At 50.9% G+C, this 17,716-nt stretch carries 16 protein-coding genes; 13 read left to right on the top strand and 3 right to left on the bottom strand.

Features of this window, described 5'->3' with window-relative positions; genetic code table 11:
- The first annotated feature begins 55 nt into the window (after positions 1 to 55).
- The 7 genes from KJW29_RS08840 to KJW29_RS08810 all read left to right on the top strand — a co-directional run bounded on the left by KJW29_RS08840 (position 56) and on the right by KJW29_RS08810 (position 10,518).
- Positions 56 to 1,675 (top strand): extracellular solute-binding protein, encoded by a 1,620-nt coding sequence (locus tag KJW29_RS08840; RefSeq protein WP_214629489.1) that lies wholly within the window; start codon positions 56 to 58, stop codon positions 1,673 to 1,675.
- A gap of 77 nt (positions 1,676 to 1,752) precedes the next feature.
- Positions 1,753 to 3,162 carry an endo-alpha-N-acetylgalactosaminidase family protein gene (locus tag KJW29_RS08835; RefSeq protein WP_214629488.1) on the top strand — a complete coding sequence of 470 codons (1,410 nt, stop codon included), beginning with the start codon at positions 1,753 to 1,755 and terminating at the stop codon, positions 3,160 to 3,162.
- Between the two features lie 12 nt (positions 3,163 to 3,174).
- On the top strand, positions 3,175 to 4,983 hold the full coding sequence (locus tag KJW29_RS08830; RefSeq protein WP_214629487.1) for a right-handed parallel beta-helix repeat-containing protein: 1,809 nt from the start codon (positions 3,175 to 3,177) through the stop codon (positions 4,981 to 4,983).
- On the top strand, positions 4,973 to 6,169 hold the full coding sequence (locus KJW29_RS08825; protein WP_246608656.1) for a Gfo/Idh/MocA family protein: 1,197 nt from the start codon (positions 4,973 to 4,975) through the stop codon (positions 6,167 to 6,169). Before KJW29_RS08830 ends, KJW29_RS08825 begins: the two co-directional genes overlap by 11 nt.
- A gap of 62 nt (positions 6,170 to 6,231) precedes the next feature.
- A complete protein-coding gene (locus KJW29_RS08820) occupies positions 6,232 to 7,200 on the top strand; it encodes an aldo/keto reductase family protein (RefSeq protein ID WP_214629485.1) in 969 nt (322 codons plus the stop codon).
- A gap of 27 nt (positions 7,201 to 7,227) precedes the next feature.
- Positions 7,228 to 8,151 (top strand): metallophosphoesterase family protein, encoded by a 924-nt coding sequence (locus tag KJW29_RS08815; protein WP_214629484.1) that lies wholly within the window; start codon positions 7,228 to 7,230, stop codon positions 8,149 to 8,151.
- An 18-nt stretch (positions 8,152 to 8,169) separates the two neighbouring features.
- Positions 8,170 to 10,518: a beta-galactosidase gene (locus KJW29_RS08810; RefSeq protein ID WP_214629483.1), complete on the top strand. Its 2,349-nt coding sequence runs from the start codon at positions 8,170 to 8,172 to the stop codon at positions 10,516 to 10,518.
- Between the two features lie 323 nt (positions 10,519 to 10,841).
- On the opposite strand, the gene KJW29_RS08805 is transcribed toward KJW29_RS08810, so the two are convergent.
- Both KJW29_RS08805 and KJW29_RS08800 read right to left on the bottom strand, forming a co-directional pair.
- The gene (locus tag KJW29_RS08805; RefSeq protein WP_281426342.1) at positions 10,842 to 12,140 is read right to left on the bottom strand and encodes an arsenic transporter; all 1,299 of its coding nucleotides are present in this window, start codon (positions 12,138 to 12,140) and stop codon (positions 10,842 to 10,844) included.
- A gap of 12 nt (positions 12,141 to 12,152) precedes the next feature.
- Positions 12,153 to 12,467 (bottom strand): ArsR/SmtB family transcription factor, encoded by a 315-nt coding sequence (locus KJW29_RS08800; protein ID WP_087568612.1) that lies wholly within the window; start codon positions 12,465 to 12,467, stop codon positions 12,153 to 12,155.
- Between the two features lie 179 nt (positions 12,468 to 12,646).
- On the opposite strand from KJW29_RS08800, the gene KJW29_RS08795 reads away from it, so the two are divergent.
- From KJW29_RS08795 to KJW29_RS08770, 6 genes are all read left to right on the top strand, one after another.
- Entirely contained in the window at positions 12,647 to 13,174 is a 528-nt protein-coding gene (locus tag KJW29_RS08795) for a redoxin domain-containing protein (protein ID WP_246608655.1), read from the top strand.
- The gene (locus KJW29_RS08790; RefSeq protein WP_214629482.1) at positions 13,164 to 13,496 is read left to right on the top strand and encodes a hypothetical protein; all 333 of its coding nucleotides are present in this window, start codon (positions 13,164 to 13,166) and stop codon (positions 13,494 to 13,496) included. The genes KJW29_RS08795 and KJW29_RS08790 overlap by 11 nt, the downstream gene beginning before the upstream one ends.
- Positions 13,497 to 13,664: 168 nt before the next feature.
- Positions 13,665 to 15,071 (top strand): right-handed parallel beta-helix repeat-containing protein, encoded by a 1,407-nt coding sequence (locus KJW29_RS08785; protein ID WP_246608654.1) that lies wholly within the window; start codon positions 13,665 to 13,667, stop codon positions 15,069 to 15,071.
- Entirely contained in the window at positions 15,068 to 15,601 is a 534-nt protein-coding gene (locus KJW29_RS08780; protein WP_214629481.1) for a nitrous oxide reductase accessory protein NosL, read from the top strand. The genes KJW29_RS08785 and KJW29_RS08780 overlap by 4 nt, the downstream gene beginning before the upstream one ends.
- Positions 15,598 to 16,419, top strand: coding sequence for an ABC transporter permease (locus KJW29_RS08775; RefSeq protein ID WP_246608653.1), 822 nt, complete (start codon positions 15,598 to 15,600; stop codon positions 16,417 to 16,419). The genes KJW29_RS08780 and KJW29_RS08775 overlap by 4 nt, the downstream gene beginning before the upstream one ends.
- Entirely contained in the window at positions 16,412 to 17,149 is a 738-nt protein-coding gene (locus KJW29_RS08770; RefSeq protein ID WP_246608652.1) for an ABC transporter ATP-binding protein, read from the top strand. Before KJW29_RS08775 ends, KJW29_RS08770 begins: the two co-directional genes overlap by 8 nt.
- A 61-nt stretch (positions 17,150 to 17,210) precedes the next feature.
- On the opposite strand, the gene KJW29_RS08765 is transcribed toward KJW29_RS08770, so the two are convergent.
- The gene (locus tag KJW29_RS08765; protein ID WP_214629479.1) at positions 17,211 to 17,711 is read right to left on the bottom strand and encodes a FixH family protein; all 501 of its coding nucleotides are present in this window, start codon (positions 17,709 to 17,711) and stop codon (positions 17,211 to 17,213) included.
- Between the last annotated feature and the right edge of the window lie 5 nt (positions 17,712 to 17,716).

Here is a 17,716-nt window from a genome sequence, read left to right as displayed (position 1 = left end):
CGGTTAATCTATATTTATATAGATAAACAAATTAAATTAATGGAGGGGTTAAGCTTTGAAGAAAAAAATGGTTTTTATCATCAGTCTTATGCTGGCAGTAACTCTTGTGTTTGCAGGATGCAGCAATGGCGGCAACAGCAAACCGTCGGAGCAGCCAGGTAACACGGATTCCGGCGAAAAAGCGGTCGAAGAAACGATCAAGATTACTGCTTACATGTCCAGCTTCGGGGACGACCCGAAGGATACCGAGCTCTATAAGCTATGGAAAGAAAAGATGGAAGCTTATATCGGCGCTAAGCTCGATATTAAATGGATCTACGTAAATAGTGACGACTATCCGGAGAAAGTGAAGCTGACACTGGCCAGCGGCGATACACCGGACATTATGTCCGGCGTCAAGGATGCTGAAGTCATGTTCCAGTTCGGCAACCAAGGTTCTCTCTTGGACATTGCTCCATATCTGGACGAATATGCTCCAAACTATAAATCCTATTTGGAGTCTACCAAGTTCGCAGACAAGAGTATGTATACGCCGGATGGAAAAATGTATTTCTTCGGAGACGGATTTTTAAACGACACAGGATTTTCCGGCTCGGCTTACCCTTCTCTGTATCGGTTCGATATTTTCGAGAAGCATAACATCAAAATTCCTGGAAACTGGGATGAGTTTTATGATGCGGCGGTTAAGCTGAAAGAGCTGTATCCGGATTCTTATCCGGTCAATTCGCAGGAATGGCCTAAATTCATCGACGCGTTGGCGCTTTCGAACCATACGAAAAACGATATTTACTGGAATGGCGAGAAATATGTTTTCGGACCCGCCGAGGACTCTTTTAAAGAAGGTTTGGAGTTTATCCGCAAATTGTATGATGAAAAGCTGCTGGATCCAGAGTTCCTGAGCCAGTCGCAAGATCAATTGCAGGCTAAAGTCACGACAGGCAAATCCTTTATGCTTCCGATCGCTTGGGGAGGCTGGTGGGAGAAATATTCCGTTCCGGACCAAGGCGTCGAGTGGGGAGCGGCCGTCAATCCGAAAAACGAAAAGTATGGCGACCAGTGGGTGCTGGGTCCGGCATTGTTAGGCAAAACCATCTATGCCAACTACGGAATCATGGTATCCAAAAAAACAAAATATCCGGAGCTTATCGTCAAAATGCTCGATTACCAGTATTCTCCGGAAATGGTTGAACTGATGCATTGGGGCGTGGAAGGCAAAACGTATCAGGTAGTCAACGGCGAGAAGGAGTTTATTAACAAAAACGGAGACTGGAAGGAATTATCCGACTTTGGCATGGCTGAACCTTGGACACGTCAAGGCTTTGTCTTCGCTCCACAAAACTATTCGTCGGACTATATCAGATACAAAGACGTTAAATTTTTCGGCGATGGAAAGATTGAAGAGATGCGTCCTCAAGAGGGGATGGGAAAATATACTAACCCGGAAACGGCTATTGCACCGTATGAAGTCGCACCGGTTCTACGTTTAAGCAAAGAGGATGAGGCTAAGAAAGCTCAGGTCATGACAGCGGTGACAACTTATGTGGATGAGAACATCTATAAGTTCCTGCTAGGCGAAAGAGATCTCTCCGAATGGGATGCTTTCAAGACAGAGCTTTCGAATATCGGAGATTATCAATCGATTGTAGATATGATGAACGCTCAAATATCGAAGTAGGAACAATCCGAAACCTGACAGTGCCGAATATCGGCACTGCCAGGTTTCCCTATTGCGGGAAGGAAGAGGTGGGACTGTTGAATTTAAAAGACAGAAATGATAATTGGCGATCCATTTCCGGAGATTACTACGATTGGAAAGCGACTATGCAGCCGGAAAGTCCTTACAATTTCGATTACAGCCGGACGCTCACGATGAAGCTGGGTATGGCAATGCCGGATGGACAAGGGGGCTCTCGCGTTTTATGCACGTTCGAACGCGCGCTGGACTTTATCCGGGAAATCGATCTTTTAACGAGAGAAATTCCGAAGATCATCTATTTGGTCGGTTGGCAGTATAACGGACATGATGACCGCTATCCGGCTTGGGACGAGGTCAATGTCCATCTGAAGCGACCGCAGGATCGGACGGCGAGAGACAGCTACCTTTGGCTTGTGGAAGAAGCGCAAAAATATCATACGACGATCAGCGTCCATGTCAATATGACGGATGCTTATCCTAATAGTCCGCATTGGGACATGTACTTGGAGAAGGACTTGATCTCTCGCAAAGGGGATGGTTCCTTGCTGCAAGTGGGCACTTACAATGATTTGCCTGCCTATCAGATCTTTTATAAGAACGAGTGGGAGAGCGGCGTCATCGTCGAGCGGATCGAAACGCTGATTTCGCTGCTCGAGCTTGATCGTGCGGGAACGGTGCATCTGGACGCCTATTTTCCGCGAGCGAATGCCTTCCATGACATCACCAAGGAGGAGGAGTCCTCCTACATGCGCCGTACGATTCGTTATTTCCGAGGGCGCGGCATCGACGTGACAAGCGAAAACTTTGCTCATCTGCGCAACGATCCGTTTATCGGCTTGCAGCCCTGGTGCTGGTGGTTCGATCAATGCGAAGAACAGCATTTTCTGGAGAGGCCCGCCAGTCTGTTAAGCGGCGCCGCGATCCGCGATTATTCGCAGCCCGGCATTCCGGTTCGGCACGATCTGGAGTTTCTATTCGGTGCAGGCGTGCACGGTGAGGACGTCTTCTGGGATTTCGAACAAGATGCTCCGCGGGAGGATTGGCATCCTATGTTCATCGAACAATTTTGCACGAGAATGCTTCAATACCAATATTTGAATTCGCTGGATCGCATTCGGATGGATAACGAGGGTGACAACAGAGTCGTTCAATATTCCGAGAGCCATTCCGTCCACTTGGCCGATCGCTCTGTTCGTCGTGACGGCAAGCCGTTGCGAGAGGGAGATCATGTGCTTTTTCCGGCTCTATGGCAAAAACGGCCCGAGCTGATTGCGTTCAGCAAAACGGGATACTCGCAAAAGGTTTGGTCTCTGCCGCCGGATTGGAATGGAGTGAAAGCCGTCGATATTTACCGAATCACTTCTGATGGATTAACGGAAGTCAGACTTGGCCACCCGACTGATGGCGGACAATTGGAGCTTTCGCTGCCTTCCGGAGCAGCCTTTTCCATAGTCCCCTCAGACTGAAAGGGGCGCAGGATGTTTGGAAAAGACGAGTTAGAGCCGCCGATCCAACTATTTCGAGTGACCGATTACGGTGCGATACCGGATTCCGGGGCGGATGCTACAAGCGCGATACAAGCGGCGATCGATGCCGCTTCCAGGGCGAATGGCCCGACAGAAGTTGCATTTCCGCCAGGCCGATACGATCTGTTTCCGACCTATGCCGTAAGATCTGCCTATTTCATCTCCAATACGGCAAGTGAAGAAGAGCATCCCGATCACACCAAGACGATCGGCTTGCGGCTCAAAGGGGCACATCGGATACGCATAGAGGGGAACGGCTCGCGGCTGCTGTTTCACGGGAAAATGACGCCGGTCGTTATGGATGGGTGCAGCGATGCGGAAATAAGGAATTTGACGATCGATTTCGCCCGCCCGACGATTTCCGAAATGCGCATAACTGCGACAGGCGCAAGTCATTGGGACGTGGAAGTTCATCCAGATTCCAATTATAGGCTGCAGGACGATAAGCTGTATTGGATCGACGAGAGCTGGTCACATCGCGGCGGCCCTGCTCAGGAATACGATCCGGTGAGCAATCGGACCTGGAGAGTTCCAAACCCGATCCTGTTGGCTAAACAGGTTGAACAGCTGGGGCAGGGCAAGCTTCGATTACATTTCTCATGCGCGCCGCACACATCGGTTGGTCATGTGTTTCAAATGCGCGACGGTATCCGGGATCAGGTCGGCGCGTTGATCGTCGGCTGCAAGAATATCATCTGGCGCAACGTCTGGATGCAGTATATGCACGGACTTGGGATCGTCGGACAATTCAGTGAAAACTTGATGTTCGAGCGTCTGCGATTGGCGCCTGACCCTTCCAGCGGACGAACAGCGGCGGCGTTTGCCGATTTTGTTCATCTGTCCGGGATTAAAGGGAAAATATCCATTGTCGACAGCGTATTCGAGGGAGCGCATGACGATGCGATCAACGTCCATGGCACCCATCTGCGTATCGTGGAAGTGTTGGATGGCAGGCGGATACGGGTTAGGTTCATGCATCCTCAAAGCTACGGATTTAGCGCATCCCATCCGGGTGACGAGATCGATTTTATTTCCGCAAGCTCGTTGACTTCTTACGCAACCTGCAGCGTTGTCGGCGTCAAACCGCTATCTCCGCGCGAAGTCGAGCTGACGCTTGATTCTCCCGTACCGGAAATGATCGAAGACGGGGATGTTATCGAAAACGTCACTTGGACGCCCGAGCTTACTGTTCGCGGCAATGTCTTTAAGAGAATTCCGACCCGCGGCATCCTGGCAACAACACGACGCAAGGTGACGATCGAAAACAATGTGTTCGAAAGACTGCATATGAGCGCCATTCTGATCGCTGACGACGCTGAAAGCTGGTTCGAATCGGGAATGGTTCGAGATGTTCTGATCCGCCGCAATCGATTTGTCGATTGCGGCAATCGCCAAGCGCCAGTCCTGCTAATTCGCCCAGAGAACACGGAGGTATCCGCCGACCGCCCTGTTCACAGCAACGTCATCATTTGCGACAATCGCTTTGAGCTGGACGGTACAGCTTTGTTAGAGGCCAAAAGCACGAGCGGCTTGATCTTTGCCGACAATGACATTTCGAGAAACGTCGGTAACGACGGACTTTCCGCCGATTCGGATGAAATCATACGTTTGTGGGCATGCAGCGGGGTTGAAATTGTCGGGAATACGATCGAAGATAAGGCAGCCGCAATCGTAAAGACGAATTCTATGAAAGACGGACATCTTGTTATCGATAAAGGGCAGGCTGCGTTTATAAGGAGGGATGGCGATAATGACATCTAAAGTAAAAATCGGCTTGATTGGACTTGGCGGCAGAGGGATGGGGCTGCTCGAAATCATCATTATGAAAATGAAGGACGTGGAGGTTGTCGCCGTATGCGACTTGCACGAGGATCGTCGCGAGCGGGCGGCCGACGTCATCGAGTTCGGAGGAAATGCTCGTCCTGTCACAACTTCTAAGTATATGGAAATTCTGAAAATGGAATCGGTTTATGCCATCGTTTTATGCACATCGTGGTCCTCTCATATCCAGATCGTCATTGATGCCATGGAGAAGGGGAAATATGTGGCCTGCGAAGTGGGCGGATCCTATTCTGTTCAGGAATGCTGGAAGCTGGTGGAAGCTTATGAACGAACGGGGACTCCATGTATGATGCTGGAAAATTGCTGCTATGGCCGGGATGAGCTCATGGTGTTGAACATGGTAAAGCTGGGTGTACTCGGGGAAATCGTACATTGTTCGGGAGGTTATCATCACGACCTGCGTTCTGAAATTGCCTACGGCAAAGAAAACCGTCATTATCGGCTAAACGAATATATTCATCGAAACTGCGAAAATTATCCGACTCACGAATTAGGGCCGATTGCCAGGGTGCTCGATATTAATAGAGGAAACCGCATGTTATCCCTCGTGTCGGTTGCGTCCAAGGCAGTTGGCATGCAGGCATACGTAAAAAGCAATAGAGGCGATAGCGAGCTCGCCGAAACCCGCTTTCAACAAGGAGATATCGTGACGACCGTCATCAAGTGCGCGCGCGGAGAGACGATTACGCTCACGCTGGATACGACGCTGCCTCGTTACTATGCGCGAGGGTTTATGGTAAGAGGCACAAAAGGATTGTTTATGGAGGACAATCACTCCTTGTTTCTTGAGGATGAGCATGCCCAATATGAAACGAAATGGAAGTCGCAATGGGGCAATGTGGAGCAATATCGCGAAAAGTATGAGCATCCGATATGGCAGCGCTACATGCAAGAAGGAGTGCGGGAAGGCCATGACGGCATGGATTGGCTCGTTTTTCAGCAATTTTTTGATAGCGTAAAGAACGGGACGCAAACGCCGATCGACGTGTACGACATGGCTTCCTGGATGTGCATCTCTTCCTTAAGCGAGGATTCTATCGCTTTGGGCGGACATCCGGTTGCGATTCCCGATTTTACGAACGGAAAATGGATCAGCAGCAAGTGATATAGTTAGATGAAAAAAAATCGTGGCGTAGCTTGCCCACCGGGAGGAGAAACGAAAGACAAATGAAATATCGCAGATTGGGAAGAAGCGGACTTCAGGTGAGCGAGATCGCGCTTGGAAGCTGGCTCACCTATGACGACCCTGGGCAGGCCGCTTCTGTAGAAGCCGTTATTCATAAGGCATACGAACTGGGAATCAATTATTTCGACACGGCCAATATGTACGCCCGCGGCGAAGCGGAGCGAGTTATGGGACGGGCGCTTGCGAGATACGAGAGAGACTCTTATGTGCTCGGAACGAAGGTTTATTTTGATATGGGCGAAGGACCAAATCGTAAAGGTTTGTCGCGCAAACATATTATGGAGCAATGCGAAGCCAGCTTAAAGAGGCTCGGCGTCGATTATATCGATCTATATTATTGCCATCGCTTCGACGAGAATACGCCGCTGGATGAATCGTTGAGGGCGATGGATGATCTGGTCACGCAAGGTAAAGTATTGTACGTCGGCATAAGCGAATGGCGGGAATGGCAAATCGCTGAAGCAGCGGGAATAGCGGAGCGATTGAACCTGGACCCGATTGTGGTGAACCAGCCGGAATACAATATGTTCACCCGTCGCATCGAATCGGATATCGTACCGATGTGCGAGAAGCACGGAATCGGGCAAGTCGTGTTTTCTCCGTTAGCCCACGGCGTGCTTAGCGGCAAATATCGCAAGGGAGAGGCGCTTCCTCCCGGGTCGCGTGCAACGAATCCGGATCATAACCATTGGATTAAAAGCCAGGGGCTGCTTTCCGAGCATCGGTTAAACCAAATCGAGCGCTTAATCCAGGTGGCCGAAGGACTCGGCATTAGTTTGGTGCATTTGGCGTTAGCTTGGAACCTTAGACTTCCGAACATTTCCAGCTGCATTATCGGTGCTACTCGACCGGAACAAGTGGAAAATAATGTCGCTGCTTCGGGCATCTCGCTTTCGGAGGATACGATATCCGAAATTGAGAACATTTTAACGGAAGAAGACAGAGACTAAACAGATGCGAAGCGGAGGAATTGGGCGATGAATCATCGGATGACATATCGGGAAGACGGTACTTTTACCATTATTCAATTCACTGACGTGCATTGGCAAGACGGGCTCGAGATCGACCGGCAAACGGAAAAAGTCATACGGGCGGTGCTCGATGCCGAAAGTCCGGATCTGGTCGTATTTACGGGAGATTTGATCTATCCTTCGGATACAACGGATCCCGTGGAAATGATGCGGCAAGCTGTCGAGCCGGTCGTAGAAAAAGGCATCCCATGGGCTTATGTTATTGGCAACCATGATACGGAGAAAAATATTACCCGGACAGAATTGATCGAGGCAATCATCGGGCAGCCTCATTCGATTACGCAGCGCGGACCGGAGCAGTTGTCCGGCGAAGGCAACTACGTCGTCGAGATCGGGGAAGCGGAAGGCGAATGCGAGGTTGCGCTTTACTTTCTAGATTCGGGCGATGTCTCTTCCGTGCCCTCTGTTAAGGGATACGACTGGATTAGGCGGGATCAAATCAACTGGTACGCGGAGCAGTCCCGGGAGCTTGCGTCGAAAAACGGAGGCGCTCCTGTACCCGCGTTAGCCTTCTTCCACATTCCGCTGCCGGAATACGAAGAAATGTGGATGGAAAAAGGAGGTTACGGCAGCAAGCTGGAGAAGGTATGCTGTCCCAAAGTCAATTCGGGTATGTTCACTGCGATGGTGGAGCAGGGAGACGTGATGGGCACGTTCTGCGGGCATGACCACTTAAACGATTTTTGGGGTGAGTGGTACGGCATCCGGTTATGCTATGGCCGTGCTACCGGCTTGAATACGTATGGCCGGGAGGACTTCCCGCATGGAGCGCGGATTATTCGCTTGGAGCAAGGCGCCAGCGGATTTTCGACATGGCTGCGGCTGGTGACGGGAGAGAAGATCGGGCAACAGGAACAGAATCCTCGTTGAAGGAGTGAAGTTAAAGTCATGAAGTACGTACTGGATGCCAGCCGCCATGGAAAAGCGGAGTTGATCGAGGGGCATTTGAAAATGGGGGGAGAGAATCCGTCCGGGGAACAAATAAAAGCGAACAGCAAGTATCTCACCCGCGGCGGAAAGCCTTGGCTGCCGGTTATGGGGGAGTTTCATTTCTCTAGATGCCCTCATGGACAATGGGAGGAAGAACTGTTGAAGATGAAAGCAGGCGGCATCCAAATTGTCGCCACATACGTATTCTGGATTCATCACGAAGAAATAGAGGGACGTTTCGACTGGTCCGGAGATAAGGATTTGCGATCTTTCGTCAGGCTTTGCCAAAAACATGGCTTGGATGCCCTCGTCCGCATCGGGCCTTGGGCACACGGCGAATGCCGCAACGGAGGTTTCCCGGATTGGCTGTACGGGAGAGGCGCTTTGCGAACGAACGACGAGGACTATCTGTTATACGCCAGAAGATTGTACGAGGAAATCTCCAGGCAGGTCGAGGGGCTCGCTTATCAAGACGGCGGTCCGATAATCGGCATACAGCTTGATAACGAGCTGACGGACAATGCAGAGCATTTGCGGACATTAAAGAGCATGGCGCTGGAATCGGGTATCCAAGCTCCTTTGTATACGGTTACCGGCTGGGGAGGTCCCGGCGGGGCGCGCATTCCGAGAGATGAAGTGCTGCCGTTATTCGGAGGTTATCCCGATCATCCATGGGAAAAACATACGAACCCGCTTCCGCCTGGACCGCATTATTTTTTCCATCAGATGCGCAACGATCCGAGCATCGGCAGCGATCTGTTTGGCGAAAAAGAGTCTGAGATTAGAGATTTGGATGATATCGAACGCTATCCCGACGGCTGCTGCGAACTTGGAGGCGGAGTGCAAATCACCTATCATAGGCGTCCCGTCATTGATTCCGACGATGTTGCCGCGATGGCGATGGTCAAAATTGCCAACGGCTGCAATCTGCTAGGTTATTACATGTATCACGGAGGCACTCAGCCCCTCGGGGAACTCTCGACAATGCAGGAGTCGAACGCGAACGGTAACCAACTGCCGGTGCGCAGCTATGATTTTCAAGCGCCGATCGGGGAGTTTGGTCGAATTAGGGATTCCTACAAAAGCTTGAAGCGGCTTCATCTGTTTGTTCACGATTTCGGAGAGAAGCTGGCGCCTATGACTCCGGTATTACCCGATATTCGTCCTGCCTCGGTCGAAGATACCGAGACGGTGCGAGTTGCGGCGCGAATGGATGGAGACGGCGGCTTCCTGTTCTTTAACAATTATCAAAGGCTGACGGAAATGCCGGACAAAGAACGCGTGCAGGTTGAATTGCGGCTGGCGAGTGAAACCTTGAACGTTCCTGCGGCTCCGTTTGCGCTCAAGCATGACGCTTATTTTTTCTGGCCGATCCAAATGGAGATGAGCGGCGCCCGATTGAAGTATGCGACCGCTCAGCCGTTATGTTCGCTTCGCGAAGATGATGTAACGCTGTACGTTTTCTTTGAGGTTGCAGGAGTACGGCCGGAATTTTTATTCGATCAAGCGAGCGTTATGGATATTGAACTCAAGGGGGGTATAGCAGAACGCGAGGGAGGCGCGATTACTGTTCGCGACCTGCAGCCGGGTCTTGCTTGCCTATTTACCGTCAAGACTGTTGAAGGCGAAGTTGTAAAGGTGTTGACGGTCAACGAGCGGCAGTCGCTGCACATGTGGAAAGGCCAAGCGTTCGGACGCGATCGCTTGATCGTATGCGAAGGAAACGTGACGTTTGTGGATGATGCTCTTCATATTAGCGGAACCGAAACCGAACGGATGGCGTTTGCGGTTTATCCTCCCGTCGAGCGCAACCTTGAGCAAGGGGCGATTACTTTATTAGCCGAACAAGAGGGGATTTTTCATGCGTATAAGCCGGGCTTGCAAACCCGGGAAGTCGAAATAACGTGGAAACCGACCCGGGATCCGTCATTAAATGCGAGCTTCTTCGAATATTTGTTCGAAGACGAAGGTCAAATAGGAGATGCTCCGGAATGGGAGATTAAGTTAGACCTCTCCGCCTTCGACGAAGCGAACGAGATAACGCTCATCATCGATTTTGCGGGAGACGTGGCGCAGGCTTATATTGCCGGACAATGCGTCGCGGATCAGTTCTATAGCGGCGTTCCTTGGATGATAGGCTTAAAGCGTTTCCGCGAGATTTTGGCAAGCGAACCGATCGTTCTGAAAATTTCCCCTCTATTAAAGAAAAGCAATATTTATATGCCTTCCAGACCGGAGGAGGATCTCCAGGCGGAAATTAGGGAGGTTCGCGCGGAAGCGGAATATACGATCGTCGTGAACGCCTAGAAGAGTGATAATCCGCTCCCGATGATTTGTAGCCGCAAACGCGATCGTTGGCGACCAATATACGGAAATTCGAAATGAAGATAAACAGCCGCTTCCCCTGAGATTTCAATATTTCTCAAGGTAGCCGCTGTTTATTTGTGTTGTTCTGAACGATTGCACCGAATCTACAAATTCGCGAATTCGGTTTTTAATGGAATCCCGCACTTCGCGGAATTTCGCTATAATTTCCTCTTCCGTTCCGGCAGCTTTGGCTGCGGCAGGAATTGCCCGTGCATAGGAAGTGAACTAACGGTTTGGACGTCATCAACGAATTCTCCTTTGCTTTAACTGAAATAGAGGAAAGACAACCATAAATATAAACCAACCAGCGTGATGAACAGGGTGGGGAGCGTGAGGATCAGTCCTATCTTAAAATATTGTCCCCAGCCAATTCTAACGCCTTTCTGAGCTAACACATGCAGCCATAATAAGGTGGCGAGCGAGCCAATCGGCGTAATCTTGGGTCCCAAGTCCGAGCCGATTACATTGGCATAAATCAAAGCTTCACGGATAACGCCTTCGGTTGTCGTTCCCTGAATGGCAAGCGCGTCGATCATGACGGTTGGCAAATTGTTCATCACGGAGGAAAGAATCGCCGCGATAAAGCCGGTTCCTAATACGGCAACAAATAGTCCTTGTTCGGCAACCCACTGGAATAATCGGCCCAATTGATCGGTCAAGCCTACATTGCGCAAGCCATAAACAACGACATACATGCCAATCGAAAAAACGACAACGGACCACGGCGCGTCTTTGACCAGCTTCCACGTTTGCAAGGCATGACTGCGTCTCGCTAATAGCAGGAAGATGACGGCCACTATTCCCACGATGGCAGAGACTGGCAAGCCTAAGGATTCGCTAACCAGATACCCCGCCAAAAGTACGCCCAGCACCCACCAGGATAATCGAAACAAAGTCCGATCCTTTATGGCTTCCTTAGGTTCTTTCACTTTCTCGAGATCATAGCGGGAAGGGATATTTTTGCGGAAATAAACGAACAACACTAGCAAGCTGGCAGCGATAGAAAACAAACCCGGCACGATCATAACACTGGCGTACTCCATAAAGGAGATCGAGAAGAAATCAGCGGATACAATATTAACCAGATTGCTGACAATTAGCGGCAAAGAGGCCGTATCCGCAATAAATCCGCTAGCGATAATAAAAGGCAGAACGAGCCGATCCTCGAATTTCAGCGCTTTGACCAAAGCCAGAACGATTGGCGTCAATATTAACGCCGCACCGTCGTTGGCGAAGAAGATCGCTACCGCAGCGCCGAGCAGGATGACGTAGACGTACATGAGAACTCCATTCCCGCGTGCCAATCGCGCCATATGAAGGGCGGACCATTCGAAAAATCCGATTTCGTCCAGAACTAATGAAATCAGAATGATGGCGACAAAAGCGAGCGTGGCGTTCCAGACCATTCCTGTAACATCCCAAACGTCTTGCCAATCGACGACTCCGCATAATAAAGCTGCAAGAGCGCCAGCGGACGCCGACCAGCCGATGCTCAGTCCTTTAGGCTGCCAGATCACAAAAAATAAAGTGACTATAAAAATCAAACAAGCAAGTACCAGCATAAGGCCTCCCCATCAATCGCAAGTCGAGTTCGCACGGCCGACAAGCTTTTCTTTCATGGAGGGAAGCTGGTCGATGACGGTCTGCAGATACGGCCTGGACTCCAGATTCAAGGAATAATAGATCCATTGACTGCGCCTGGTTTCATGAACCAAACCGCCCAGCTTGAGCTTCCGCAGATGTTGACTGATATTAGGCTGACTTGTTTCCAACAGCTCCACGATGTCGCAGACGCATAACTCCCGTTCCTTCAAGAGCGCGAGTATCGTTAATCTAGTTTTGTCCGACAAAAGCTTAAGTACTTCCGACATTTCATCAATCGGGTCCATAACAGTGCCTCCTCCGTGAAAACTATTTACATTATATACGCAACTGATTATATAAATAAATAAAAATATAACTATATACTTATTTACATTATGAATAGCCCAAACGAGTCATATCTGCGTACCTCCTCCGTTGTTACAATAGATAGATACTATTGTTTAGTTAGAGAGGTGTGTATACATTGCTTTCAATCATACGCAAAGGTTGGTTTCAAGCCATGCTGGTGGCAGGCGTGGTCGCTCTCGCCGTCTACGTAGTGCTGCAAACCAATGCCGAGCCGCGGAGCAAGGCCGCCGTTGGCGATACGGCTCCGTCCTTCCAATTGAATCAACTCGCCGGCGGTCAGCTTGCATTATCCGATTATGAAGGTAAAGGCGTCGTGCTTAACTTCTGGGCGTCCTGGTGCAATCCATGCGTCAATGAACTGCCGCTTCTAAATGAAGCTTACAAGCTAGCCGGCATCGACATGATCGCGATTAATGTCGGGGAAGACGAGGAGACGGTGAAGAAGTTCGTCGACCGTTACGAGCTTGCGTTTCCGATCGCGATGGATCGCGAGCAGGATGTAAAGCGGCAATATCGCGTCGCAGGTCTTCCACTGACCGTAGTCATCGATGAGCAAGGAAAACTCATAAAACGTCACGAAGGCGAATTGACGGATATGTCGGATATCTTCGCGCTGACGAGGGGGATTAGCAATGAAAAATAAATCAACCTTCAGAAAAGGTTGGGTCGGCATCAGTCTGACCCTCGTCCTGATAACACTGCTTGTAGTTCCTCAACCTTTTGCTCCGCCAAACGATACCCGAATGATTCTCGACCATACCCACGAAGTGTACATAGCTCCGCCATGCTTCGATGAAGCGGAGGCTACAAATTATTTGACGGAGACAACCTGGGATAAAGCCCAGGAAAAAGATTATGTTTCAAACTCCGACTGTACCGCCAAACTCATGGAGCCGGCGAGTTATTCCTTGTTGAAACGAATAGGAGAGAAGCTGGGTTTGATGAAATCCGTTTGGTCATGGTAATTCCACGCGTTCGCAAGGAATCGCAGGTTTGTCACAAGACTGTCGATCTTAAGGGTGACATTGACTACAAAGGGCTATGTATGGGGATGGCCGTCATTGTTACAATTTGATTGGCTGTAAAAAAGTACTTGAATAGCCGCACAACTGAAGGGAAGCGAGGGAGGAGATTTGACCCCAACATGTAGGCTTGCGCTTCGATCCACCATCATGGGTTGGTTGGTAGTCGCCGTACTCAGCGGCGGGCAAGCATCTGCAGCAGCTACGGAAAGCGCCAGCGGCCATCCGTCAACCTCGGCAAATCATACCGGATCGGTGGATGTCTCATCTGCGTCCATGACAACCGATTTACAACCGATTCTGGATGAAGCCGAGCCTGGATCGACCATTGTTCTAAAGTCGGGTATCTACCTGGGACCGGCGGTGATCCGGAAACCGCTGGAGCTACGTTCCGAGATTGCTGGAGAATCCATTCTGCTGAACGAAAGTGAAGAAAGCGCCTTAATTGTCGAAGCCGATGACGTCACCTTGGCTGGAATACGAATCCGCGACGAGGCGTTTAAGCCGCAAGCAACGATCGTCGTATCGGGAGACCGGGCTCGAATCGAGCAATTATGGATGGCTACGGGCGCAGACGGGATTTCCGTGAAGGATGCAGATAATGGCACGATCACAAGCACCGTGATTGATTGGACGCCGCGAGAGGTATCCATGGCTGCCAAGGGCAACGGCATCGACCTCTTTAATTCCCACCGTTGGCGGATTGACGGGAACACGGTCAGCGATGCTCATGACGGTATCTACATGGAGAAAAGCGATGATACGATCGTAACCGGCAACGTCGTCGAGCGTTCGCGTTACGGCATTCATTGCATGTATACCGCCCGAACGGTCATTCGCGGCAACGTCGGCAATGCCAATGTGACCGGCGCCATGGTGATGACGGCTACAGAGGTTGAGGTAAACGGCAATACATTCACGAAACAGAACGAAAATGTCCATTCGCAAGGCATACTGTTATTCGACGCGCATGATTCTGTATTCGAAGACAACAAAGTCGAAGGCAATCGGACAGGCTTCTACGTGGAGCAGTCTAAGGGCAATGTTATCGTCGGCAATGAAATAATCTACAATTTTGTCGGGATCCAGCTTCTCGATGCAGAAAGCAATGTCGTCGAAGGGAACCTCTTCCAAGGCAATGTCGCGGATGCGCAGGCCCGCGGAAGCAGCAACAACGAGATTGCCGGGAACTATTGGGACGGCTTCAGCGGCATCGACACGGATGGGGACGGATATAGCGATACCGCTAATGCGATCAATCCCTTTTTTCAAGGCGTGACGCAGAAACGAGCGGCGTTCCAGCTTTTCTTCCAATCGCCGGGCATGGAGTTTCTCGAGGAGCTCTTCCAAAACAATCGGGATGATTGGTCAACGGATGTCAAGCCGCTTATGGCACCGCCGGGTTTTGACGGCGCTAATCCAAGCCATGGCAGTTCCAAGGCGACAGGCTATTTGAGCCTGCTGTTAGTCATCGCAGTAATCGGTTGGTTGTATATGAACAGGAGGAGAACGATATGAACAAAAAAATAAGTCTGCTCGCCCTCGCACTGGTGTTCGTGCTGACGCTAGCGGCTTGCGGCGGAGAGAAATACGAGGCGCAAGCCATTAACGAAGAGACGGATGTATGCGTCATCTGCAAGATGGCAATCAAGGATGATCAATATGCGACGCAAATCATAACGAAGGAAGGCCAGTCGCTCAAATTCGACGATATCGGCTGTTTAAACACTTGGAAGAAGGAAAACGGAACGGAAACGATCGGCGCTGCGTTTGTGCGCGATTTCGACTCCAAGCAGTGGCTGCGTTACGAGAAAGCCTATTATGCTTATGATCCTACTTTTCAAACACCGATGGCCTACGGCATCGTATCGTTCGAGAAGGAAGAGGATGCCAAGGCTTATATCGCTGAACAAGGCAAAGGAACGCTGATGTCCGCAGATGATCTTGCCAGCCATTCCTGGGCGGTTAACCATGAAATGATGGATATGCACGGTCACGATCATGGCGAGGAGAGCGGCACTCATGATGGCGGAGGACACGCTTCGTGAATCTTCTGAGGCATGTTGCGGCAAGAGAATTGAAGATCGGATTTCGTAATCCATGGGCCTATTCGTTTATGGCCCTTTTTACGCTATTCACGTTCAGCCTGCTCTTGATCAATCTGCAAGGTTATGTAAGCGGCTATTCCGGCATGAGCGGCACGATGTTGAATCTGGCTATTTACCTGTTGCCTTTGATGGCCCTGATGTTAGGCTCCTTCTCGCTTACCGGCGATAAGGAGGAGGGCAACTGGGAGCTGCTGTCTACTTACGCGCTGGGGACGGGAGCGTACCTGCTCGGCAAATATATCGGGCTTGCCACTGTGCTTCTCACGATTGTTGCCGCAGGCTTCGGATTATCGGGGCTCGCCGGATACATGTTTGGCAGAGGATTCGACTTGGCTACCTATGGGCGATTGCTGATATTCGCTGCGCTATTATCATTGTTTTTCCTAGCCATCGCGCTGTTGATCGGCACGCTCTCGAAAAATCGTTGGCAGGCGCTTACTGCGGCCGTCGGCGTCTGGTTTTTCGCCATTATTGCCTGGCCGTCGCTGCTGATCGCCGTACTCGGCATGTTGCCCTATCTCTGGATTAAGCCGGCAGTAACCGCGCTCGTCTTTCTTAATCCGGCGGAATTGACCCGATTGTTCACCGTCGTGAAATTAGGCGGAGGCTCTACGTTGGGTCCCGAATATTATGAGTGGGTGAAGTGGATCCTGCAGCCTTGGGGAACTCCAGCGTTTGCCGGCATCGCTTTACTCTGGATTATGATTATTTTTACCGTTTCCTATGTGCTGTGGGAGAGGAGGAGAGGTCGTGGCTGAAGAGCTGGTAAGGTTCAACTCCGTTCACAAAGCCTATAACAACATTACCGTCATCGAAGCCATGAATTTAAGCATTGGACGTGGAAGCGCGGTGGCCTTATGCGGCGGCAACGGAGCCGGCAAAAGCACGCTGCTTCGCATGCTGGCCGGCATCATGCTGCCGACAAGCGGATCCATTACGGTTGACGGCATCCTTTGGAAGGAGAATCGGAAGGCCTACGCCGAGAAGATCGGCTATATGCCGGATGACTATCGCTTCAGCGCGGGGTTAACGGCGATGGAGACGATGACGTTCTGGGCCAAGCTGAGAGGACTTGGCAAGGAACGGGCTGCCGAGGTGATTACGCTCGTGGGGTTATCCGATACGGGCAAAAAACCGGTCACTTCCTTCTCGAAGGGAATGCGTCAACGGGTATTGTTCGGTCAAGCTCTGCTCGCCAAGCCGCCGCTCATCCTCATGGACGAACCGACGAACGGACTGGATCCCTATTGGATGGAATCGTTCGTAAGTCTGGTCCGGGGGGCTGCCGCGAGTGGAAGCACCGTGTTATTCTCGACGCATCAACTGCCCATAGCCGAGACGTTAGCCGATCGAATCGTGTTCCTCAAGGATGGGGGCATCGTACTGGACGGTAATACGGCCGACATACGGAGCGCTTACGGAAGCGACGGCTTGCACGAGGTGTTCGGCGAACTGTTCGGTTTGGCGGGGAATCGAGGTAAATCATAAAAATGCTATGCCCTTCGGATTTCGAATGGGCATAGCATTTTTTGTTGCTTTGCAACGCTATCTAATGATGATGATCGCCTGAACCGTGATCCGAAGACGCTAATTCTCCTTGCGCTTCCTGCTGCTCTAACGCCGCGAGCCGAAGAACGGCTTCTTCGCCTATCGCAAAGCGTTTGGCCGGCATGGCTTCCAACGAGCCCGCTGTTACACGGCTGCGTACAACATAAACGCCATTCTCTATGAAGCCGTATTCGGCGGTATATACCCCTTCTTGACGCATAAGGCCCGCCACCGTAACCAGTCGATCCGGCGATCCTTCCGGCCAGAACTGGAACAGAATCTCATCCGCCCTTACGGGCTTGTTTGCTTGGGTTACTATAACGCTGAACGGAGAGGTTTCATGCAGTTTCAAGGTCCCAGGGACTTGCAAATCTACATTCAGATGCGGCCGCAGACCGTTCTCGTCTGTCATTCCTTCATTAGCGGTACACGCACCTAACGACAAGGAAGCGGAGAGCAGCATGGTTATCCCGATACGGCGCCATTGATAAGTGTCGATCAACTTCT

Origin of the sequence: Paenibacillus agaridevorans, assembly GCF_018604145.1 — a bacterium.
Classification (GTDB): Bacteria; Bacillota; Bacilli; order Paenibacillales; family Paenibacillaceae; genus Pristimantibacillus; species Pristimantibacillus agaridevorans.
This window is presented reverse-complemented; position numbering and strand designations above follow the sequence as displayed.

Coding starts and splice junctions, on each gene's coding strand:
- KJW29_RS08780 (WP_214629481.1), top strand. CDS start 15,068: ATGAACAAAAAAATAAGTCTGCTCGCCCTCGCACTGGTGTTCGTGCTG.
- KJW29_RS08805 (WP_281426342.1), bottom strand. CDS start 12,140: ATGCTGGTACTTGCTTGTTTGATTTTTATAGTCACTTTATTTTTTGTG.
- KJW29_RS08820 (WP_214629485.1), top strand. CDS start 6,232: ATGAAATATCGCAGATTGGGAAGAAGCGGACTTCAGGTGAGCGAGATC.
- KJW29_RS08825 (WP_246608656.1), top strand. CDS start 4,973: ATGACATCTAAAGTAAAAATCGGCTTGATTGGACTTGGCGGCAGAGGG.
- KJW29_RS08790 (WP_214629482.1), top strand. CDS start 13,164: ATGAAAAATAAATCAACCTTCAGAAAAGGTTGGGTCGGCATCAGTCTG.
- KJW29_RS08815 (WP_214629484.1), top strand. CDS start 7,228: ATGAATCATCGGATGACATATCGGGAAGACGGTACTTTTACCATTATT.
- KJW29_RS08810 (WP_214629483.1), top strand. CDS start 8,170: ATGAAGTACGTACTGGATGCCAGCCGCCATGGAAAAGCGGAGTTGATC.
- KJW29_RS08830 (WP_214629487.1), top strand. CDS start 3,175: ATGTTTGGAAAAGACGAGTTAGAGCCGCCGATCCAACTATTTCGAGTG.
- KJW29_RS08800 (WP_087568612.1), bottom strand. CDS start 12,467: ATGGACCCGATTGATGAAATGTCGGAAGTACTTAAGCTTTTGTCGGAC.